Source organism: Ruegeria sp. CDSB113, from assembly GCF_059611045.1.
Map to the genome: position 1 here is coordinate 1 of NZ_JBXWOU010000021.1, position 22,070 is coordinate 22,070.

A 22,070-nucleotide genomic window follows, 5' to 3' on the forward strand; every position below is an offset into this window, starting at 1 on the left:
GCATCCGAAAATCCAGCCGCAGCACCAGCACCCTTCTCAATTAGACATTCATAGCCCAACTTCTGAAGCTGCAACGCAGACTCCGGCGTCATCCCAACACGGTTCTCACCGTCATAATTCTCTCTCGGTGTGCCTATCTTCATCGCCATGATCCTAGCTGCGTTTCTTGGGCGGGATGAGATCGGTAATCGTGCCCTCGAACATCTCTGCCGCGAAGTTCACTGTCTCGCTCAGCGTTGGATGGGGATGGATCGTGTGACCAAGATCGACCGCGTCCGCCCCCATTTCGATGGCCAGAGCAGTCTCGGAGATCAGATCACCGGCGTTGGTGCCGACGATGCAAGCACCCACGATGCGCTGATCCTGTGGATCGAACAGCAGCTTGGTGATGCCTTCGGATCGGCCATTGGACAGAGATTTGCCCGACGCGGCCCACGGGAACACGCCTTTTTCGACCTTGATCCCTTTGGCCTTGGCGTCGGTTTCAGTTAGGCCACACCAAGCCACTTCCGGGTCGGTATAGGCGACCGAAGGGATCAGTTTCGCGTCGAAGAACCGCTTGTGACCGGCGGCAACCTCGGCTGCAACCTTGCCTTCGTGCACGGCCTTGTGCGCCAGCATCGGCTGGCCGACCAAATCGCCGATGGCGAAGATATGCGGCACGCCGGTGCGCAGTTGGTTGTCCACGGCGATAAAGCCACGCTCATCCACCGCGACCCCGGCTTTCTCGGCGTCGATCAGTTTGCCGTTGGGTTTGCGTCCTACGGCCACCAGAACCTTGTCGAACGTGTCGGTGAAGCTTTCGCCCTTGTCATCCTCGAACGTGACCTTGAGGCCCTTTTTCAGCGGTTCAATTGCTGTGACCTTGGTCTTGAGGAAGATGTTTTCGTACCGGCCCTTGATGCGGGTCATCAGGGGTTTAACGATATCCTTGTCCGCACCGGGAATGATCTGATCCATCAGCTCGACGACGGTGATGTTCGAGCCCAGCGCGTCATAGACGCAAGCCATTTCCAGACCGATGATACCACCGCCCAGAACCAGCATCCGCTTTGGAACATCCGCCAGTTCCAGCGCACCGGTCGAGTCGATGACGCGGTCGTCATCATGGGGGATAAAGGGCAGCTCAACCGGTTCAGATCCCGCCGCAATGATGCATTGGTCAAAGGAAACTGTTGTCATTCCGTCATCGCCCACGACCTCAATCATGTTCGGACCCGAGAAGCGACCGTAGCCACGCACGATCTGGACCTTGCGGCCCTTGGACAAACCGTCCAAACCGCCGGTCAGTTTGCCGACAACGCTGTCCTTGAAGGCGCGCAATTCGTCCAGGTCAATCTTGGGCTTGCCAAAGGTGACTCCATGCGCGCCCATCTCTTCGGCCTCGGTGATAACCTTGGCCACGTGCAACAACGCCTTCGAAGGGATACAGCCCACGTTCAGGCAGACACCGCCCAGCGTCGGGTTGCGCTCGATCATGACAACCTTTTTGCCCAGATCGGCGGCGCGGAAGGCTGCGGTGTAACCACCGGGGCCCGAGCCCAGCACAACCACCTCGGCATGTACGTCGCCCTGCCCGGCTGCGGTGACGGTGGCGGCCACAGCCTGCGGTGCGGCGGGTGCCTCGGCTGGCGCAGCTTCGGGTGTTGCGCTGTCGGCGGCTTCCAGTGTCAGGATCAGCGCGCCTTCCGAGACATTGTCACCTTCGGCAACGGCAATCGAGACGACCTTGCCATCGGCGGGGGACGGAACCTCCATCGTGGCCTTGTCGGATTCCAGTTCGATCAGCGGGTCTTCGGCAGCGACCGTATCGCCAACGGCCACAAGAATGCTGATCACGGGCACATCGGAGAAATCGCCGATATCGGGTACTTTGACGTCCATCTGTTCTCTCCTCACCACATCAACTTGCGCATGTCACCCAACAGCGTCTTGAGCGTGACGCAAAAGCGCGCGGCCAAGGCGCCATCAACGGCACGGTGGTCATAGCTGAGAGACAAGGGCTGCATCAGGCGCGGCACGAATTCTTCGCCATTCCAGACCGGAGCCATCTTCGACCGGGTCAGGCCTAGAATGGCCACCTCGGGCGCGTTGACGATCGGAGTGAAATGGGTGCCACCGATACCGCCTAGCGACGAGATCGTGAACGTCGCGCCCTGCATGTCGTTCGATTTCAGCTCACCTGCACGCGCCTTGCCCGACAGTTCCATCAGATCCTTGGAGATCTCGACAATGCCCTTACGATCCGCATCTTTGATGACCGGAACAACCAGGCCGTTCGGCGTGTCTGCAGCAAAGCCTATATTGTAGTAAGATTTGCGGATCAGCTTGTCGCCGTCGGGATGGATTGACGAGTTGAACTCCCAGTGCTGTTTCAGCGCATTGACCGAGGCCTTGACCACAAAGCTCAGCAATGTGACGCGATAGCCTTCTTCCTTGGCCATCGTGTCCATTTCCTTGCGGTATTTGTCCAGTTCGGTGATGTCGGCCTCATCATTATGGGTGACATGCGGGATGTTGAGCCATGACCGGTGCAAAGCGGGACCAGACAGCTTTTTGATCCGCGGCATTTCCACGTCTTCGACGGGGCCAAATTTGGAGAAATCGACAACCGGGATTGGTGGGATGCCCATGCCACCCGATGCGCCCGCTGCAGCCGGAGCGGAGGCAGTTGTGGATTTGAGGAACTTGGTGACGTCCTCGCGCAGGATACGACCCTTTCGGCCCGAACCGTTGACCTTGGACAGATCAATGTCCAACTGACGGGCAAAGGCGCGCACCGATGGCGAGGCATGGGCCTTGCCGAACCCTTGGTCCATCACCGGCGCCGCCGGGGTGGCTGTTGCGGGGGCAGCCGCAGGTGCCGGTGCGACCGTGGGCGCGGCCTCGGCCGGGGCGGTAGGTGCCCCCTCGCCTTCGAGCAGCAGGATCAGCGCCCCCTCGGATACGTTGTCGCCCTCGGACACTTTGATTTCCTTGATGACACCCGCGGCAGGCGACGGAACCTCCATCGTGGCCTTGTCGCTTTCCAATTCGATCAGCGGGTCCTCGGCAGCGACGGTATCACCGACCGAGACAAGGATGCCGATCACCGGGACATCCGCAAAATCCCCGATATCCGGGACTGTTACTTCGATTGCCATTTCTACGTCTCCTCGTGCCCCGTGGGTTTAAACCAACCGGGGGTTCGGCTTGTCGCCGTCGATTTCATATGTCTTGAGCGCCTTCTCGAGCTCGGCCTTGGTCACCGCACCTTCGCGATACAGATCGACCATTGCCGCCGCCGCGATATGATTGGCATCGACCTCGAAGAACCGGCGCAAGTTCACCCGGCTGTCCGAACGGCCATAGCCATCCGTGCCCAGCACCGAATAGCGGCCCGGCACAAAGGCGCGGATCTGCTCGGCGTAGTTCTTCATATAGTCAGTGGCTGCAATGATCGGACCTTTGGCCTTTGAAAGCTGTTCGGTCACGTAAGGCACGCGTTCCTCTGCCAGCGGGTCCAGACGGTTGGCGCGTGCCGCATCCTGTCCGTCACGGGCCAATTCGTTGAAGGAGGTGGCCGACCAGATATCAGACGTCACGCCGAAATCTTTCTTCAGCAATTCCGCTGCTTTCATCGCCTGCACAAGAATGGTGCCCGAGCCCATCAGGTTGACGTGCTTCTTGCCTGGCTTCTTGGTTTCCTGAAACCGATACAGCCCCTTGATGATCCCCTCTTCCGCGCCCATCGGCATATCGGGGTGCGTATAGTTTTCGTTCATCAGGGTCAGGTAGAAATAGATATCTTCCTGATCGCCATACATGCGCTGCAGACCATTCTGGATGATCACTGCGACTTCATAGCTGAAGGTCGGATCGTAGGTGATGCAGTTCGGGATAGTGCCCGCAAGAATGTGGCTGTGGCCATCCTCGTGTTGAAGACCTTCACCGTTCAGCGTCGTCCGACCGGCCGTACCGCCCAGCATGAAGCCCCGCGCACGACTATCACCAGCCGCCCAGGCCAGATCACCGATGCGCTGGAAGCCAAACATCGAATAGTAGATGAAGAACGGGATCATCGGGACGCCGTGATTGGAATACGCAGTCGCTGCCGCAATCCAATCGGCCATGGCGCCAGCCTCGTTGATGCCTTCCTGCAGGACCTGACCGTTGGTCGTTTCCTTGTAGAACATCATCTGATCAGCATCTTCAGGGGTATAGTTCTGACCCGAGGGGTTGTAGATCCCGACCGAGCGGAACAGCCCCTCCATCCCAAAGGTCCGGCTTTCGTCCGGCACGATCGGCACCACGTTCTTGCCCATTCCCTTGTCACGCAACAGCGTGGTCAGGATGCGGACAAAGGCCATCGTCGTCGAGATCTCGCGATCACCGGTGCCCTTTAGTTGAGCTTCGAACTTGGAAAGTTCGGGGATCTCCAACGCCGGAGCGCTGCTGTCGCGTTTGGGGAACTCACCGCCCAAAGCCTTGCGTCGATCGGCCAGGTAAGCCTTTTGTGCGTTGTTCAACGACACAAACGGCGCGTTGGGCAGGTCTTCGTCACTGACCGGGATCTGGAACCGATCACGGAACGCACGCAACTGATCTTCGGCCAGTTTCTTTTGCTGGTGGGTGGTGTTCTGCCCCTCACCGGCCGAGCCCATGCCGTAGCCTTTGACGGTTTTCACCAGCAGGCAGGTCGGCGTGCCCTCGTTCTCGGTCGCGCGCTTGAATGCGGTATAGACTTTTTCTGGGTCATGTCCGCCCCGGCGCAATGCCCAGATCTGATCGTCGGTCCAGTCTTCGACCAAAGCAGCGGTTTCCGGGTATTTCCCAAAGAAATGTTCGCGGATATAAGCGCCGTCTTTCGACTTGAACGTTTGGTAGTCGCCATCGACGGTTTCATCCATCAACTGACGCAACCGCCCGCTCGTATCTTTTTCCAGCAGTTGATCCCAGCCCTTACCCCAAAGCAGCTTGATCACGTTCCAGCCCGCACCGCGGAAGTCGCCCTCAAGTTCTTGCACGATCTTACCGTTGCCGCGCACCGGACCGTCGAGACGCTGCAGGTTGCAGTTGATCACGAAGATCAGGTTATCCAGGCCTTCTCGCACGGCCAGGTCAATTGCACCCCGGCTTTCGGGTTCGTCCATCTCGCCGTCGCCCAGGAAGCACCACACTTTACGGTCGGCCATGTCGATATGACCCCGGTTGTGCATGTATTTCATGAACCGCGCCTGATAGATCGCCATCAGCGGGCCCAAGCCCATCGAGACCGTCGGGAACTGCCAGTAATCCGGCATCAACCACGGGTGCGGATAGCTGGACAGCCCGCCGCCATCGACCTCGGACCGGAAGTTTTCCAGCTGCTCTTCAGTGATGCGCCCTTCCATGAAGGACCGGGCATAGATGCCGGGGATCACATGGCCCTGAAAAAACACCAGATCGCCGCCGTGGATCGCCGATTTCGATCGCCAGAAGTGGTTCAGGCCCACGTCATACATAACGGCAGATGATGCGAAGGAGGCAATGTGGCCGCCATATTCGCTGCTGACATTGTTGCGCCGAACCACGGTTGCCATGGCGTTCCAGCGGTTGATCGTACGGATCCGCCACTCCATCTCAGGATCGCCGGGAAAGGCGTACTGATCATCAACCGGGATGGTGTTCTGATAGGGCGTCGTAGCCGAAAACGGCAGCGTCGCCCCGGCGGCGCGGGCCTTTTGCACGGCCTTGTCCAACAGGAAATGCGCACGGTTCGCACCGTCCCGTTCAATCACGTCTTCAATGGCGTCCTGCCATTCCTGACTTTCTACCGGGTCGATATCGGGTTCGAGGTCTTTCATTGGGCAGGTTCCTTTCTCAAACTGTGTCCGGTGGAGTGTCAGACGAAGAATTGTGCGCCGTTGACAGAAATCGTTGAGCCGTTGACAAACCCGGCGTCATCCGAGGCCAGGAAGGCTACACAGCGGGCGATTTCCTCGGGTTCGCCCAGCCGTCCCGCCGGGATTTGGCCGATAATGGCCTCGCGGACCTTTTCAGGCACGGCCATGACCATCTCAGTGGCGATATAGCCGGGGCAGATGGCGTTTGCGGTAATGCCTGCGCGCGCGCCTTCCTGTGCCAGAGATTTGACGATTCCCAGATCACCCGCCTTGGTGGCGGCATAGTTGGCTTGCGCAAACTGGCCTTTTTGGCCGTTGATAGAACTGATGACAATGACACGGCCGAACTTACGCTCGCGCATACCGGGCCAGATTGGGTGGATGGTGTTGAAAACGCCGGTCAGGTTGGTGTCTATGACATCTTTCCACTGCTGGGGCGTCATCTTGTGGAACGGCGCGTCGCGGGTAATCCCGGCGTTGGCGACCACAATATCGATCGATCCAATCTCGGCCTCGACCTGCGCGATCCCAGCGGCCGAGGCTTCGTAATCTGCGACATTCCATTTATAGGTTTTGATGCCGGTCTCGGCGGTGAAAGCAGCCGCCTTTTCGTCATTGCCGGCAAAGATCGCGGCAACAGTATATCCTTCAGCTTTCAACTTTCTGGAAATCGCTTCGCCGATACCCCGGCTACCACCGGTTACGAGTGCAGTTCGTGTCATCTCTAATCCCTCCAATTAGTCAGTGACTTTGACCTAACTTGCAGTGTTACGTAGCGTAATTTTTTACCACCGGATAGGCCTGAGCGGAATAGCAGCTATGCGTTTCAGGAAAGGTTTAACGTTAAACTACCTGAAATTTCACATTGAAAATACAGCCTTAACAAAGAGTTATCGGAGTGTTTACGCAACCACTCACGGTCAACACGCAAAAGACGGCACGCGATTGCGACCAGGGTCACCGGGGCGTGTCACCAACGTAATCCCGGAACTTCGACATTTTACCGATCCCGGGGTTAAAGGAATTAGTTGGATCGCAGCGCCTGTAATGCGCCGCCAGATCCGGCTTGGCCTTGTAGAGGTGGCCGACATTGTGCTCGGCCGGATATTCGGCCCCGCGCTCATCAAGGATCCGAAGCATCGCAGTCTTGATCGCCCTTGGATCGCATCCCTTTTTGACGATGTAATCCTGGTGCATCACGTGGCACATCAAGTGGCCGTAATAGACTTTGCCAACCAACTGATCGTTGATCTCAGGCGGCAGCGTTTCGAACCAATCACGATCATTGCGACGCAGCGCGATATCCAGCGCCAGTATCTCTTCGACTTCGTCTGAATGGACGTGGCCATACCGCACGGCGGCACCCGCAGCAGCAAATCGATGCAACCCGGCGATCTTGGCCTCACGCGGGGTGCAGGTGACAAATTCGGCGCTGCGGGAACCAAAGAATTCGGGAAGAAACGCCGCCGCCTCTTCGATACCGCTGTCATGCATTTTCAAGATGAGGTGGTGTTCATAACTGTCACGATACTCATACAGGAACTTCGGCAGATGCTCGGGCCAAAGCTTTGCAACAACCTGCATGAACTTGTCGGTGAAGCCCCGGGTCAAAGAAAACTTGTTCAGACGTGAGTCCACCGCGCCTTTTAAGGCAAAGAACAACGGCAGCCGGTCGGTCCCCAGCTTGTCGATCATCACCAGAGTGTCCTTGCCGTATTTCGCAGCGATGTCGAAACACTCGCGATGAACGTATTCGGCTGAAACTGGCAGTGTTTTGAAATGCGTCAGGATGTGGCGACGTAGGTCGGTAAGGTCAGCAGGGTCGTTTGTACCGATGTAAAAGACCTGCTCACGCTCATAGGTCGGGAAGGTATCAAGCCGCACTGCGAATACCGCCAGTTTTCCGGCACAGCCAGAGGCATCGTACAACAACCGACAATCATTGTTGTAACGCGAGGGCGTGTCCGCATCGACATCGCGCAGGATCGCAGTGTAATCCGGGTCCGACGCATTGCGACCCTGAGGTGTCGGGGCATCCTTGTCGAAATCCCCGGCTTCAACCCGGGTCAGGATTTCCTCTGGAGTGTCGCCCAAATCCAGTCCCAGATGGTTCACCAGTTTCAGCGTCCCATCCGCGGCGATCTGGGCGAAAAGAGCAAGCTCGGTATAGCTGGGCCCACGCTCGCAAAGCGACCCGCCGGAATTGTTGCAAACCCCACCCACGATCGAGGCCCCAATGCTGGAGGACCCGATTACCGAATGCGGTGTTCGCCCCAGTGGCCTTAGCTGCTTCTCCAATTCAAACAGAGACGCGCCCGGCAGGCTAAGAACCTGCTGACCGTCCTGCAAAAGGTGCAGGGCTTTCATACGACTGACATTAATCAGCACAACGTCACGGTCGTAACCGCCTTTGGGTGTAGACCCTTCGGTCAGGCCAGTATTGGACGCCTGCATGATGACGATCTTGTCGGCGGCGACGCAGGCCTGCAGAACGTTCCACAGCTCCAGCAAAGCACCGGGTCGAACGACGCAGAGTGCCTTGCCCTCACCCGATCTGAACCCGCGGCGGAACCGCTCGGTCGCGCGTGCGCCTTTTAGCACATTACGGGCGCCGACGATGGCGCGAAATTTGGTTATGAGGGCTTCGTTGATCATGCCGCGTTCCGATGCGCATCGCCAGGACTGGTCGCTGTGTCCCGGAAGCGCAGGTTGGTGCGCGACAGTTGGTCGATCCGCGTTACGCCCATCAGCTTCATGTCGCGCTCGATCTCGGCCCGCATCAATCCCAGCGCCCGTTCGACGCCCGGCTGACCAGCGGCAGCCAATGGATACAGATAGTGCCGCCCTACCCCGACCGCCTTGGCCCCAAGCGATAACGCCTTGAGCACATGGGTTCCGCGCTGAATTCCGCTGTCCATCATCACGTCCAGCTTGTCGCCGACGGCATCCACAATCTCGGCCAACTGATCAAACGGCGTACGCGAGCCGTCCAACTGGCGACCGCCGTGGTTCGACAGGATGATGCCGGTACACCCGATCTCAGCCGCACGGCGTGCGTCCTCGACTGTCATGATACCTTTGAGGCAGAACTGGCCATCCCACTCTCGCACCATCTTGGCCACATCATCCCAGTCCATCGACGGGTCCAACATGTCAGTGAAGTAGCCACCGATCGAACTGGCGCCGCCGCCCATATCCACATGTTCGTCCAATTGCGGCAGGCGGAACCTTTCATGCGTGACATAGTTGATGCCCCACATCGGCTTGATCGCGAATTGGATCATACCGCCCAAAGTCAGGCGAAACGGGATTGAAAAGCCTGTGCGCAGGTCCCGTTCGCGATTGCCGCCGGTGATGCTGTCGACGGTCAGCATCATGACCTCGACGCCAGCCTCTTTGGCGCGCTGCATCATGGCAGAGTTCAGGCCGCGATCCTTGTGAAAGTAGAACTGATAGACCTGCGGGTTCTTATGCTTCTGGCGCAATTCTTCCATGGACACGGTGCCCAGCGACGACACACCGAACATGGTGCCATATTTCTCGGCGGCCGCTGCCACAGCACGTTCCCCTTGATGGTGGAAAAGGCGCTGCAAAGCCGTCGGCGAGCAATAAATCGGCATATCCAGCTTTTGCCCCATCACGGTGACCGACATGTCCACGTCCGTCACCCCACGCAGGACCGATGGCAGCAGATCACACCGATCAAACGTCCGTGTGTTTTCGCGGTAAGTCACCTCATCATCCGCGCCGCCGTCAATATAGTTGAAGATCGGCCCCGGCAGGCGGCGCTTGGCCAATCTGCGGAAATCCTGAAAGTTATGACAGTCCTTCAGACGCATGACTCTTCCTCCTTAATAGGCGACGGATGGCAACCAGGTGGCAAGTGTGGGCCACAGGAATACAAGCGCCAGTCCGGTCAATTGCAGCAGGACAAAGGGGATGATTCCCTTGTAGATATGCGTCAGTTTGATCTCGGGCGGGCAGACGCCCTTGAGATAGAACAAGGCAAAACCAACGGGTGGGGTTAGGAAGCTGGTTTGCAGCGTAACCGCCACCAGGATCACAAACCACACAAGCGCCGGTTCATCCAGTACTCCAAATCCGGGAATATCGATGCCCAGACCGTTCACGATGGGGCGCATCAGCGGCAGCACGATCAGCGTGATTTCGATCCAGTCCAGAACAAAACCCAGCAGGAAGACGATGAACAGGATGAAGAGGATCGTGCCATTCGCACCAAAGCCAGTGGACTGCACCACGTGTTCGATCAACTCATCTCCGCCCAGTTCTCGTAGGACATACGAAAACACGGTCGCGCCCAGGAAGATTGCGAAGATGTAGGCGGTCGTGTTGAAGGTCGAAACCAGCACATTCCACAGCTTGGCGAATGTCAGCTTGCGATAGCCCAGCGCGAGCAGCGTGGCACCCAGTGCACCGATGCCCGAAGCCTCGGTTGGCGTCGTCAGCCCGGCAAAGATCGAACCCAGTACCGCAAGGATAAGCAACAGGGTTGGGATGACGGCAAACAGCACGTCCTTGACGGCGGCCCAATCGGGGGCTTTTGCACCCTCGGGCACTGGTGCCGCATCGCGTTTCACCAAGGCGAGGATAAAGATGTAAGTCAGGTAGAGGCCACCGATGATGACCCCCGGGAAGACCGCGGCCATAAACAGATCGCCAACAGACAAAGCCATCTGATCTGCCATGATCACCAGCATGATCGATGGCGGGATCAGGATGCCCAGCGTGCCAGAGGCTGAAACCACCCCAGCGGCCAAGGTGGGCTGATACTTCTGCTGCATCATCGACGGCAGTGACAGAACGCCCAGCAGCACAACGGAAGCACCGATGATGCCCGTAGAGGCTGCCAGAATGATGCCGATCAGGGTTACGGTGATGGCCAATCCCCCACGCACCGTACCAAATAGGCGCTGCATCGAGGACATCAGACGCTCGGCCACGCCGCTTTCGTCCAGCATCAGGCCCATAAAGATGAACATCGGCAGCGCAACCAGAACCGCGTTGGACATGGTCGCGTAGACCCGGTTCACCACAGCGCCAAGGGTCAGGTAATCGAGCCCGGTAAAGGTACTCTCAAGTCCGGTCCAAAGCATCAGATCGTTGTCAAACAGGTAGGCCAGCCCACAATAGGCAACGCCCACACCCGCCAGAACCCAGGCCACCGGATACCCGGTGAAAAGCAGCGCAATGAATGTCAGGAACATCGCGATGACCAGCTTTTCCTCAGTCGTTTCAACCAGGAAGGTCAGGCCAATACAGACCGCGGCAAATACGGCCAGCACCAACAGGATCCGACGCAAAGGCGCACCTTCGCGCTCTGACGCCGGCCCGTACATCAGCGCATGCCCGTCATGGATCAATCGCGCCAGCGCGGCCAAGCCCAGCAGAACAAAACTGAACGGAATGACCGCCTTGAAGGCCCAGCGCGCAGGCAGACCTGTGGGGCTGTCCGAGCGCTCGCTGACGCGGAAGCTTTCGTAGAAATAATCATACCCTTGGTCGATCATCAGATAGATGAATGGAGTCAGCAGGGTCAGGATGCCGATCACTTCGATCACACGCTGCGCCCGGCGAGAAAGCTGCATGTGCAGGACATCGACGCGAACATGGCTGTCCGTGATCAAGGCATAGGAAATGCCGATCATCGTGACGATGCCGTAAAAGTGCCACTGGATCTCGTCCAGTTTGGGATAGTTCTGGCTGAACAGATAGCGCAGCGAAACCTGACTGAAGATCGCGGCCATCAACAGGACATTGGCCCACATCACTACGTGCCCGACGGCTTTGACACCTGTATCAATAGCAACGGCGATCTTCTGACGGTCGGTGTCAGGATGTTCCAGGATGCCTTCATAGGCTTCGACCGGATCATTGAGGTTCTTTTGCGTGGCCATGGGTAATCCTCGCTCAGTTGACCGGCGCTAGCGCGGTCAAGGGAATGCAGGTTTGAAATCCTGATAATGTCCGAGGCAGAGTTGCCCCTGCCCCGGACGCGTCAGCAAGTCGGGTTACTGACGGGGGAGGAACGCGTTGGTTTTCCACAGGGAGTAGCCGTCGCGGAACTCGTTCATGTCGGACAGAACCTTAGCAAAGAAGGCATCGTTGGCGGCCTCCTCGGCAGCAACCTCATCCCAGGTGGCACGGAAGGTATCCAGCATCTCAGGCGACCATTGCTTGATGGTGACGCCGTTGTTTTCAACGTTGTCGATCAGGGCCGCGTGCTGGATGGCCTCACCTTCGGCAAAACTGTCGGCCATCGATGCCTTACAAGCGTTTTCGATGATAGCCTTATGCTGCTCGCTGGTCTCGTTCCAGACGTCCTTGTTGATCATCAGCTCGAACACGGTCGCCTGCTGATGCCAGCCGGGGAAATAGTTGAACTTGACCAGTTTGTGAAAGCCCAGACGCGCGTCGATGGCAGGCATCGAGAATTCAGTCGCATCAATGGCGCCTTTTTCAAGCGCAGGGAAGATTTCACCACCCGGCAGCAGCGAGGTCGCCACGCCCAGTTTCTGCATGACTTTTCCACCCAGACCGAAGAAGCGCATCTTGAGGCCACTCAGATCTTCAGGGGTGTTGATCTCGGTCGCGAACCAGCCCGACGTTTCAGGGGCGATAACCGCGCAGGGGATGACGTGGACGTTGTATCCCGCCTGATCATACATCTCTTGGTACAGCGACATTCCGTTGCCGTAATACAGCCACGCCATGTATTCGCCCGCCTCAGGGCCAAACGGAACGGCCGAGAACAGCGGCGCAGCCGGGATTTTACCTGCCCAGTAACCAGCAGTGGTGTAGCCCGAGTTAATCTTGCCGGTCGACACGGCATCCAGAATTTCGAACGGCGGTACCAGTTTGCCCGGCTCATAGACCTTCATCTTCAGTGTGCCGCCAGACATCAGGTCAAGCTGCTCGGCAACACGAGGGATCGGGGAACCCAACCCTGGAAGCTCGGTCGAGAAAGCAATCGGGGTTTTCAGCAGCAGTTTGTCAGCAGCAACCGCAGGTGCCGCCATCAGGCTGGCAGCCACGGCAAGGCTCGTCAGGGTCTTTTTCATGAATTCTCCTCCGGGGTCGGTCGGACATGGCGTCCGATGATTTTGTGACGCGAGATCTTCCTGCGTCCATACTGGTAAATAAAGTTGACCACACAATTCAGTCAACAACTTTATTTACCAATGGTTCGATTGCTATTTGCCTAGAAACGACCCAGACCGCCTAAACTTAAGAAGACCGGCACTGAAGGTAATCGGGCAAGTGTTTCGGAGTTTTTTGTTTACTGTTAGTTAGTTGAGAACCAGAATATCCGAGAAATCGACCCGCTAAGTCAGCCATTGAAAAACATACAATCCAAGGTTACTTTTCTTTACCAAATGGGTTCTGAATCTTCTTCAGAAAGGTAAACCACGATGAACACGACAGCAATTTTCGAACCGATCGGGCACGAATCACTCTCGGAAGCAGTGGTGGCTCAGATTGAAGACCTGATTGCTTCGGGCATCCTCAAGCAGGGTCGCAAACTGCCATCGGAACGCGATCTGGCGGATACCCTTCGTGTATCTCGCCCCAAACTGCGTGAGGCGCTGGCGGTTCTTGAAGAGCGGGGCCTGGTGACGACACAGCATGGTGAAGGCACTTTCGTAGCTGCGTTGACGGGCAGCGCCATGCTCCCCGCCCTGTTGGCACTGTACGAACGCCATGAGCCCGCTTTTTTCGATTACCTCGAATACAGGCGTGAACAGGAAGGCTTTGCCGCCAAACTCGCCGCGCGACGGGCGACCAAAGCGGATAAGGAACGTATCACGGATATCCTGGCCGAGGATGAACGCGCCTGGCGCGAGAAGGATGCACTTGCATCGCGCGAGGCTGATTTTGCGCTGCACGCCGCAATTGTGGACGCCAGCCAAAACGCGACGCTCATCCACATGATGGCGTCTATCTACGAACTCACACGGCAAGGCGTGTTCTACAATCGTGATTTTCTGAAGACCATCGACGGCACGGGCAAGTTGTTGATGGAGCAGCATCGCGAACTGGGAATGGCGGTCATCGCAGGCGACGAAGCACGCGCAGAAAAGGCTGCGTATGACCACATCGACTTCGTTGAAGAGTCCTTCAAGCTGGGCATTGAAAGACGCCGCCGTGAGGCAATGGCCGAAAAGCGCCGCCTTCTGTCTGATTCAAAACTCTGATCGGGCAGCGCAAGTCGTTCTTACTTTCCAACGATCTCAATCATGTAATCACGACGGGCTGCGGCTGGTGGTGGCTGAAACGGCGCTGCCGCGCGTACCTGCGCAAGTGCCACCTGATCCAGTCGTTTCGACCCCGAGCTGCGCTTGACGGTGACACTTACAAGCGCCCCATTGTCGCCAATCCGAAAACTCACCAACACCGCACCACGAATATTGACGTTCTTACGCCGGGCACGGGTGATCTTGCGCATTACGTGCCCTCTGTAATTGCTGACCTCAGCGTTACCCTGCCCGGCCGTTATGGAACTTGTCTTTTTGGCCGTCGCAGCGCCTTTGCTGGTTTTTCCCGATGCATTGCCTTTTCTGGCGCTCTTTTCAGAATTTCCTGCCTGCGACGCAACCTGATCGACCTTTTGTTCGGTTGGGTCCGCCGGTTTCACTGCTGGGGTTTTCGCGACGGCTTCGGTCTCTGACGGCGCTGCTTCTTGCGCTTCGGCGGATGCTTGTCGATGGGTCACCGCGACGGCCGCTTTGCTGTCGGCGACAGTATGCTTGATCGCCCTGGGAACTGACGCCCGAGCCTGAGAGGTTGGGCTGACCGCAGTTTGTTGCTGTGTCGGTGCGACGGTCGGTTGATGTGCAGTAGCGGGTGCCGAGGCCGTGGCCCCGGTCACATAATCCTTGAATGCATCCCCCAGCGCAGCAACCTCGCCCGACCCGCCACCCTCGACAAGCACCGGTTCACCTGCGGAAAAGTCATGCAGGGCGAGAACATGGGTGGCTGCGGCCAGCGCCAAAGCCGCAACAGCTACGCCACGAGATCTGGGTATCATTGCAAACCTCTTTCTGTGACCACGTACACCCTTTTTGCACCCAGCCCGCGCAAGGTATCACTGACTTCTTTCAGCCGAACAGCAGGCAAAGCCCGGTCCGGCACAACGCGAACATCATCCAGCGGCAGGTTGATCGACGCGCGTTCCACATACGCCTCAACTCCAGTCAGTTCGGCGCCCCGGTACTCCAGTGAACCATCGCTGCGAATGACCAAAGCATCGGGTGGCTCGCGACCGTCCAGATCACTGGTTTCCACCAGCTTCACCGATTTGCTCAGCGGCGGTGCAAGCGTGCCTGCGATCATGAAAAAGATGAGCATCAGAAAGACGACATTGATCAGTGCGATCGTTGGTTCTCGACCCTGTTTTGCCTTGCGTTTGAGTTGAATCATCCGATCACCTGTGCGCGCAAATGGTCGATGCCTTTCAGCACCGAAAGCAGATCAATCAGCTGTTGCGAAGTCGCATTCTGTCCAAGACTGATAAGGGCGGTCTGAGGTTTGCCGCCCTCCATCCTCGCGGCAACGTCCTCGAATGTAGCAGGAATTCCATCCACCAAAATACGGTCTGCCTCAAGTTTGACAAAGCGGATCACCTGGTCCGTTTCCGCACCTCCGGCAGCGGCGGTGGCAAATTCGATTTCGCCATACTTGGAGAACGTCGACGTCAGCATAAAGAACAGCAACAGCAGAAAGATGACGTCAATCAAGGACGTCATCGACAAGCGCCTGCGCCGTCTTCTGCGGACGTTAAGTGCCATGGGCGAAAACCTGTTGCGGGGTTTGATCAGCCACCGGCGCGTCCTCAGCATAGCCCGGTGCAAACACGGTTCTCAAAGCGCGGTTGGCAAAGGTACGCTCTCGGTTCATGCGTGCCTCGAACCACGTCAGGACCATTGATGTCGGCATAGCGACCGCAAGGCCGGCAGCGGTCGTCAACAGGGCCACCCAAATACCACCGGCCAGCAGCGACGGATCAACAGAATTGCCCGCGCCCTGTAGGGTTTGGAACGCCTCGATCATGCCTAATACGGTCCCGAAAAGCCCCAGAAGCGGCGCAAGTTGGGCGACCATATCCAAGACGTTGAACCCTTGCTCAAGTTGGGCAAACCGCGCTTCGGCCTCGGCGTCGGTACGTTCTGACAAGGTGCGATCCTCTCCAGACAAAGCCATCGCGATCACCGGGGCCAAGTAGCTGCGGCTATTGCCCAGATGCGCCGTTGTCTCGGCAAGGTCCCTGCGATCCCAGGCCTGAATGGCGCGCGAAAGCTCAATATGACGACCGACACCTGCGACGCGAAACTGCCACAGCTTGTACAGAACCAACGAAAGTGTTGCGATTGAGGTCACGATCAGGATGGCAACAACCGGCCCGCCCAATTCCAGAATTTCCATTACTTTTCTTATAACTGCGTCCATAACCTCACCCGATCACTTCCGTTTCAAGGCGACTTGTGAGCGTAAGCCCGGACATGCAGGCATCGGCCATGTCAGATTGTGTCACGCATTCCTGCACGCCGTTGATCAGTATTCGGCTGATCTGATCGCAAGCCATGTCGTTGAACTGGAACTGCCGCACACGGGGCTTGCCCGCAGGCAATTCGGCAAAATCAAGTAGTGTCAGAAGGGCCACCTGACCTTCAGCGCCGAAAAGAACGGTCTCATAAACCGCGCCATCGATATCGATGCCATAGGTATTTTCAGCGACAAAGCTCAGCAAACAGCTTTCGCCCTTTGTCTCGGCACTGCTGAGTTCGATTGATACGCCGCTGGGTTTTTGCGTTTCCTCTGCGCTGGCAATCCCTGCCCCCAAAACTGGGAGCAGGGTCAGCAGGACCACCCGAGCATTTCTTTTGATTGTTGTCTGCATGACTGGTCCTTTCGTGTGGATCAGAAGGTTTTGGCCAGGGTCAGCTTGAAGTTCCGGCCCGGTGAGTTGCGGGTCGAAAGGTTCGGCAGATAGTTCTTGTCAAAGATGTTCTCGACACCTGCGCGAACTTCGAAACCTTGAAACGCGCCTTCCTGCGGCAGATAGGTCGCACGCAGGGTGTTCACGCCGTAGCCAGCAACCGGATCTCCGCTTGAGTCGGTGCCGGATTTGGCGCCGAACAGCTCCCAGCTGACGTCCAGAGTTTCGCCAAAGCGTTTGCCGACTGTTACCCGCGCCGAGTCTGTCGGCTCGTTCCGCCATGGTGAGTCCACGCCAAGCGAGCTGGTTTCAGTCCCTTTGACGATGTTTGCGTTGAAGTCGACATAGTATCCAGCCGCGCTGGCATAAGATGCCTCGATTTCAACGCCCTTGGTTTCAACTTCCTGCAGTGGGCGGGAAGGACTGCCCGATACATAAGACGTGATGTCCCAAAGATCTGTCTTATAGAAATTGACCTTGGCACGAACCACATCACCCGCAGCAAAAACATCGCCACGGTTATACGAGAAGCCCGCTTCCCATGTGCGCGACTTTTCAGGCTGCGTCATGTATGCTGGCGTGCCAAGATCGTCGATGATTGGCAGGTTTTCCGTGTATGCCCCACTGCCGAACACGGCAAAGCCGCTGGCGAATTCGTACCTTGCAGACAAACCGCCCATCAGCGCGTTGTTGTCATAGCTTTCATTGCGCGGAGCCGGTGCATCACCGTCGCCTTTGATGTCCTGCGTCTCGTACCGGATCGCCGGAGTGATGGTCAGCTGATCGCCGATCTGGATATCGTCCACGGCAAACAGTGCGACACGTCGGTCGGTGCCACCGGGGGCCGAGGGCGCGTCCAGACGCTCGCGATTGATGAATTCGATCCCGGCGCGCAGGTCGTGCGAGGCGACGCCGGTTTGGAAGTACGACGTATTCTTGATCGTCAGCTTCGTGGTTTCATAGTTGTGCGTCGCGTCAGCCAGCCCACGAATGCTTGGGAAGAATGGCGTTCCTTCCAGGCTTGAGGACCCGGGCACGTAAGAGCTGTCAATCTCCTGCTCCGAGTAGCTGAGGTTCACGTCCAGATCGATTAGGTCGTTGCCCGCCGGACGGTATTGATACCGCAGAATGCCGATTTTTGTATCGATGTCGCGGTCTACGTTGCCAAATGAATCCGACGTCGTGCCGAATGAGTCATACGGAACATCGCGTTCTTCCGACGTCGACTGATTATAGGACGCGGTGATCGAGTGTTCGAGGTCGTCACCAAAGCTGTATTTACCCTTTGCCAGAAGCGACGGCAGCGTGAAGGCACTGTTACCGATCGTATCGCCATTGCCGTCCTTCTGATCGTCCTGATCACGATAGGTGTAGTTAAACAGGAATTCGGTCTGGCGGTTTGGCTGCCAGGCCAGGATGGACGACGAGGCAAAGCCGTTCCCGTTGGAATACCCTTCCAGCGTTTGGCGGAACCGGAAGCCGGGCTCACCACCGGTGAAATCTGACGCGTCTTTGGTTTCCAACTGAACGACACCGCCAACAACGCCCGAGCCGTATTCGAACGACCCCACAGTGCCGCGAATGACTGAGACGCTTTTGTATAGCTGCGGATCAGTGAACAACTGATTGCCGATCCGATACAGCTCTTCCGCGCCGGTTGTTGCCCCATCGACAAGGATCAGCACTTTCTGGTCGGTCCCAAAGGTGCCGTTGGCACCGAACCCACGGATATTGATCCCCGACCCTTGCGGTGTCGAGCCATTGACCAGCGTCACACCGGGCACCGTGTCAATCAGTTCTGCGACGGTGTTGGCCTGACGGTCGTTGATTTCTTCCTGATCAATATTGGTGACCGGCACGGCAGTATCCGTTTGGATTTCCCGTTTGCTTTCACCCAGTTCCAGCGTGCCCAGGAAGCCTTCATCCTGCTCCTGCGCCGAAGCACCAGCCGCTACCATGCTCAGGCACGACACCGTACCAAGCAACCCCATCTTTTGAATACGCGAACGCATTTCTGTCCCTTCGAAATTTTAAGAGGACCGGAAATGCTTGCTCCGCGCTGGCTTGGTCAGTCTTTTATGATTTTTGGAATCGCCTTTTTTGGCGACTTGTGCTCGTTAATAAAGTTGACTAAAACAGTCAACATAAATTCCTGGTCGTCCTTTCGACCGCCGCCAGCAGTTCATCGCGTTCACCGGTGACCGTGCCAGCCCGACACCCATGACAATCGAAGATGGAAAAACCCATGACGGAACAGGTGCTTCTGGCCCCGGATCAAATTCGTGCAGCCTATGTTGAAAACACCGGAAAACGTGACCGCGATTTGGCGGAATCACTTGGACTAACCGAAGGTCAGCTCGTTGCGGCGTTTGCGGGTATCGACGTAACGCGGCTTTCGGCAAGCCTTGATGACATCTTCCCCATGCTCAACGGGCTGGGTGAGGTCATGGCGTTGACGCGCAACCCCTCCTGCGTCATCGAGAAGGTAGGGCAATACGACAACTACCACTCTGGTGCGCATGCTTCGATGGTTCTGACCGAAGAGATTGACCTGCGCATGTTCCCCAGCCAATGGGTCCACGCCTTTGCCATCGAACGTGAAACGGACAAAGGGACAAAGCGATCCCTTCAGGTTTTTGATGCCGCCGGGGATGCAGTGCACAAGATCTTTCTGCGCGATGGCTCTGACCTGAACCACTGGGACGAACTTGTCAGCAAATTGCAGGCAGCGGACCAGTCCCAGACGCTGAGTGTCGAGCCGCGAAAGCTAACCGAGGCCGCCAAGGTGAACACCGACAAGGTCGAACTTCTGCGATCGGAATGGGCCAAGATGACGGATACACACCAGTTCCTGCGTCTGACCTCAAAGCTGAAGATGAACCGATTGGGCGCCTACCGCGTCGCCGGTGAACCGCTGGTTCGCGCGCTTGAACCAGCAACGGTTTCCCAGATGTTCGAACAGGTCCGGGACCAAGGGCTTGAGATCATGGTCTTCGTCGGCAACCGTGGGTGCATCGAAATTCACGGTGGGTCGGTTGAGACGCTTAAACAGATGGGTCCGTGGTTCAACGTGCTTGATCCGCGGTTCAATTTGCACCTGCGCTCGGATCATATTGCCGAGGTTTGGGCCGTGACCAAACCCACCCAACGCGGTCCCGCCGTTTCAGTTGAGGCGTTCGATGCCGAAGGTGGTCTTATTCTGCAGATATTTGGTCGCCGTTCAGGCGAAAACGATCACCGCCCGGTCTGGGACCAACTGGTGGCAGGCCTGCAATCCAAAAAAGAAACCGAGGTGGCGTGATGAGTCCCCTTTGCAGGTTTTTATCGGTCGTCGCGCTAGCCGGCGCGGTGACCGGAACAGCGGCCTTCGCAGCAGATGAGCCAGAACCCAACCGCATCATCGCCATCGGCAGTTCCGTGACAGAGATCGTCTATGCCCTAGGTCAGCAGGACCGCCTTGTTGGGCGGGACCGGACCTCGACCTACCCGGTTGATGTGCTGGACCTGCCCGATGTCGGCTATATACGTGCGCTCTCCCCCGAAGGGGTCTTGTCGGTGAAACCCGATCTGATCGTGGCGCTGGAAGGATCCGGTCCGCCCGAAGCGGTAGAGGTTCTGAAAGAGGCTGGCGTGCCGTTCGTTTCGATCAGTGAAGACTATTCACGCGACGGCGTGGTGGAAAAAATCCGGGCTGTCGGGGCCGCCCTGGGTGTCGAAGATGCCGCCGAAAAACTTGCCATTCAGACCGGTGCCAAGATTGACGGGGCTCATTCGAATGCAGTTGATGCTTCGGTGGGCGGCACACCCCGGGTTCTGTTTGTCCTGTCGGCTCAGGATAATCGCATCATGGTTGGCGGCGCGGACACACAGGCAGACAGTATCATTCGTCTGGCTGGCGGCGTAAACGCGGCCGGGAACGTGTCGGGCTTTAAACTCATGACACCCGAAGCGATTGCCACAACCGCGCCGGACGTGATCCTGATGATGGATCGACAAGGCAACCACACCACCGCCAATGAAGACCTGTTTGCCATGCCAGCCATCAAGCTGACGCCCGCTGGACAGAAAAAACGTCTGATCCGCATGCAGGGGGCCTATCTGCTGGGCTTTGGCCCCCGAACAGCCGAGGCGATTGCTGATCTGTCGGCGGAATTGCAGAGAAAAAACGGCTCATGACCCTTGCAATGGATCACGATGGGCTCAGCGTGGCTGCTCACGACCGCCGAGTGACGGCGCGTCGGGTCACTCTGGCTCTTATGGCGTTGTTGGTCATCACCAGCATCTGCAGCATCTCGGTCGGCGCGTCGGACGCATCCGTTCGCGCGGCATTCGCAGACCTGATTGCAGGGCGGGACATTTCGGACCTCGACCGGATCGTCCTGTGGGATATCCGACTGCCCCGGCTGGCGATGGGAGTTCTCGTCGGCGCCGCTTTGGCAGTTTCCGGCGTGGTGATGCAGGGCCTGTTTCGCAACCCTTTGGCTGACCCCGGAATTGTGGGTGTCAGCGCAGGTGCCGGTCTGGGCGCGATTTCCGCGATCATCCTCGGTGCGTACCTGCCCGCCTCCATTCTGGCCTGGGTCGGTAATAGCTTGGTCGCCGTGGTGGCATTTCTGGGCGGGTGGACGTCCGTCTTGCTGCTCTATCGCGTTTCAACACGAGGCGGGCAGACATCGGTTGCAACCATGCTGTTGGCAGGGATCGCGTTGGGTGCGCTGTCGGGCGCTGTGTCCGGGGTTCTGGTCTACATGGCCGATGACCAACAGCTGCGCGACCTGACGTTCTGGGGCATGGGCTCGCTGGCCGGCGCAACATGGACCAAAGCAGCCACGGCCGCTCCGATCATCTTGATTTCCGTGTTCACGGCCCAGTTCCTTGCCCGTGCGCTGAACGGCATGGCGATGGGCGAAGCCGTGGCGCACCACATGGGAATCCCGGTTCAGCGCAGCAAAAACATCGCCATTCTGGCCGTGGCCGGCGCGACCGGAGCCGCCGTCGCAGTCTCCGGAGGCATTGGCTTTATCGGTATCGTTGTGCCGCATCTGCTGCGGTTGGCGACCGGACCGGACCACCACCGCCTGTTGATGAACTCGGCCCTGTTAGGGGCTAGCTTACTGCTGTGTGCCGACATGATCAGTCGCCTGATCGTGGCACCGGCCGAACTGCCGATTGGCATTGTAACTGCAATCTTAGGCGCACCGGTCTTCCTGTGGATTCTGCTGCGGCGTCACGGAACAATGGGAATGTAAGTG

The 22,070-nt window shown here is 57.6% G+C and carries 19 protein-coding genes; 4 read left to right on the forward strand and 15 right to left on the reverse strand.

Annotated elements, in window-relative coordinates:
• The 9 genes from AC2FIS_RS22275 to AC2FIS_RS22315 all read right to left on the reverse strand — a co-directional run.
• Positions 1–143: hypothetical protein (locus AC2FIS_RS22275; RefSeq protein WP_496775516.1), on the reverse strand; the 143-nt coding region annotated here is incomplete at its 3' end.
• 10 nt (positions 144–153) lie between these two features.
• A complete protein-coding gene (gene lpdA / locus AC2FIS_RS22280) occupies positions 154–1,884 on the reverse strand; it encodes a dihydrolipoyl dehydrogenase (protein ID WP_496775491.1) in 1,731 nt (576 codons plus the stop codon).
• A gap of 11 nt (positions 1,885–1,895) precedes the next feature.
• A complete protein-coding gene (aceF, locus tag AC2FIS_RS22285) occupies positions 1,896–3,143 on the reverse strand; it encodes a dihydrolipoyllysine-residue acetyltransferase (RefSeq protein ID WP_496775492.1) in 1,248 nt (415 codons plus the stop codon).
• A 27-nt stretch (positions 3,144–3,170) separates the two neighbouring features.
• Positions 3,171–5,825, reverse strand: a complete 2,655-nt coding sequence (aceE, locus tag AC2FIS_RS22290; protein WP_496775493.1) for a pyruvate dehydrogenase (acetyl-transferring), homodimeric type — start codon at positions 5,823–5,825, stop codon at positions 3,171–3,173.
• 38 nt (positions 5,826–5,863) lie between these two features.
• Entirely contained in the window at positions 5,864–6,586 is a 723-nt protein-coding gene (gene phbB, locus AC2FIS_RS22295; protein ID WP_496775494.1) for an acetoacetyl-CoA reductase, read from the reverse strand.
• Positions 6,587–6,821: 235 nt separating this feature from the next.
• Positions 6,822–8,519, reverse strand: a complete 1,698-nt coding sequence (dld, locus tag AC2FIS_RS22300; protein WP_496775495.1) for a D-lactate dehydrogenase — start codon at positions 8,517–8,519, stop codon at positions 6,822–6,824.
• Positions 8,516–9,703, reverse strand: a complete 1,188-nt coding sequence (locus AC2FIS_RS22305) for an alpha-hydroxy acid oxidase (protein WP_496775496.1) — start codon at positions 9,701–9,703, stop codon at positions 8,516–8,518. Before AC2FIS_RS22305 ends, dld begins: the two co-directional genes overlap by 4 nt.
• Positions 9,704–9,715: 12 nt before the next feature.
• Positions 9,716–11,779, reverse strand: a complete 2,064-nt coding sequence (locus AC2FIS_RS22310) for a TRAP transporter large permease subunit (protein WP_496775497.1) — start codon at positions 11,777–11,779, stop codon at positions 9,716–9,718.
• 114 nt (positions 11,780–11,893) lie between these two features.
• Positions 11,894–12,943 (reverse strand): TRAP transporter substrate-binding protein, encoded by a 1,050-nt coding sequence (locus tag AC2FIS_RS22315; RefSeq protein ID WP_496754541.1) that lies wholly within the window; start codon positions 12,941–12,943, stop codon positions 11,894–11,896.
• A 351-nt stretch (positions 12,944–13,294) separates the two neighbouring features.
• Between AC2FIS_RS22315 and AC2FIS_RS22320 the strand changes: the two genes are divergently transcribed.
• Positions 13,295–14,077, forward strand: coding sequence for a FadR/GntR family transcriptional regulator (locus AC2FIS_RS22320; protein ID WP_496775498.1), 783 nt, complete (start codon positions 13,295–13,297; stop codon positions 14,075–14,077).
• A gap of 20 nt (positions 14,078–14,097) precedes the next feature.
• Here AC2FIS_RS22320 and AC2FIS_RS22325 read toward each other — a convergent pair whose 3' ends face one another.
• The 6 genes from AC2FIS_RS22325 to AC2FIS_RS22350 are packed head-to-tail and all read right to left on the reverse strand — an operon-like array spanning position 14,098 to position 18,830.
• Positions 14,098–14,910: a TonB family protein gene (locus tag AC2FIS_RS22325; protein ID WP_496775499.1), complete on the reverse strand. Its 813-nt coding sequence runs from the start codon at positions 14,908–14,910 to the stop codon at positions 14,098–14,100.
• Entirely contained in the window at positions 14,907–15,302 is a 396-nt protein-coding gene (locus AC2FIS_RS22330; protein ID WP_282154210.1) for an ExbD/TolR family protein, read from the reverse strand. Before AC2FIS_RS22330 ends, AC2FIS_RS22325 begins: the two co-directional genes overlap by 4 nt.
• Positions 15,299–15,670: a biopolymer transporter ExbD gene (locus AC2FIS_RS22335; protein ID WP_496775500.1), complete on the reverse strand. Its 372-nt coding sequence runs from the start codon at positions 15,668–15,670 to the stop codon at positions 15,299–15,301. The genes AC2FIS_RS22330 and AC2FIS_RS22335 overlap by 4 nt, the downstream gene beginning before the upstream one ends.
• The gene (locus tag AC2FIS_RS22340) at positions 15,660–16,304 is read right to left on the reverse strand and encodes a MotA/TolQ/ExbB proton channel family protein (RefSeq protein WP_496775501.1); all 645 of its coding nucleotides are present in this window, start codon (positions 16,302–16,304) and stop codon (positions 15,660–15,662) included. The genes AC2FIS_RS22335 and AC2FIS_RS22340 overlap by 11 nt, the downstream gene beginning before the upstream one ends.
• A gap of 28 nt (positions 16,305–16,332) precedes the next feature.
• On the reverse strand, positions 16,333–16,779 hold the full coding sequence (locus tag AC2FIS_RS22345; RefSeq protein WP_109313888.1) for a hypothetical protein: 447 nt from the start codon (positions 16,777–16,779) through the stop codon (positions 16,333–16,335).
• Between the two features lie 20 nt (positions 16,780–16,799).
• Positions 16,800–18,830: a TonB-dependent receptor domain-containing protein gene (locus AC2FIS_RS22350; RefSeq protein WP_496775502.1), complete on the reverse strand. Its 2,031-nt coding sequence runs from the start codon at positions 18,828–18,830 to the stop codon at positions 16,800–16,802.
• 233 nt (positions 18,831–19,063) lie between these two features.
• Here AC2FIS_RS22350 and AC2FIS_RS22355 point away from each other — a divergent pair, with 233 nt between their 5' ends.
• The 3 genes from AC2FIS_RS22355 to AC2FIS_RS22365 are packed head-to-tail and all read left to right on the forward strand — an operon-like array spanning position 19,064 to position 22,067.
• The gene (locus tag AC2FIS_RS22355; RefSeq protein ID WP_496775503.1) at positions 19,064–20,119 is read left to right on the forward strand and encodes a hemin-degrading factor; all 1,056 of its coding nucleotides are present in this window, start codon (positions 19,064–19,066) and stop codon (positions 20,117–20,119) included.
• Entirely contained in the window at positions 20,119–20,994 is an 876-nt protein-coding gene (locus tag AC2FIS_RS22360; protein ID WP_496775504.1) for a heme/hemin ABC transporter substrate-binding protein, read from the forward strand. The genes AC2FIS_RS22355 and AC2FIS_RS22360 overlap by 1 nt, the downstream gene beginning before the upstream one ends.
• Positions 20,991–22,067, forward strand: a complete 1,077-nt coding sequence (locus AC2FIS_RS22365; RefSeq protein WP_496775505.1) for a FecCD family ABC transporter permease — start codon at positions 20,991–20,993, stop codon at positions 22,065–22,067. Before AC2FIS_RS22360 ends, AC2FIS_RS22365 begins: the two co-directional genes overlap by 4 nt.
• Positions 22,068–22,070 lie beyond the last annotated feature (3 nt).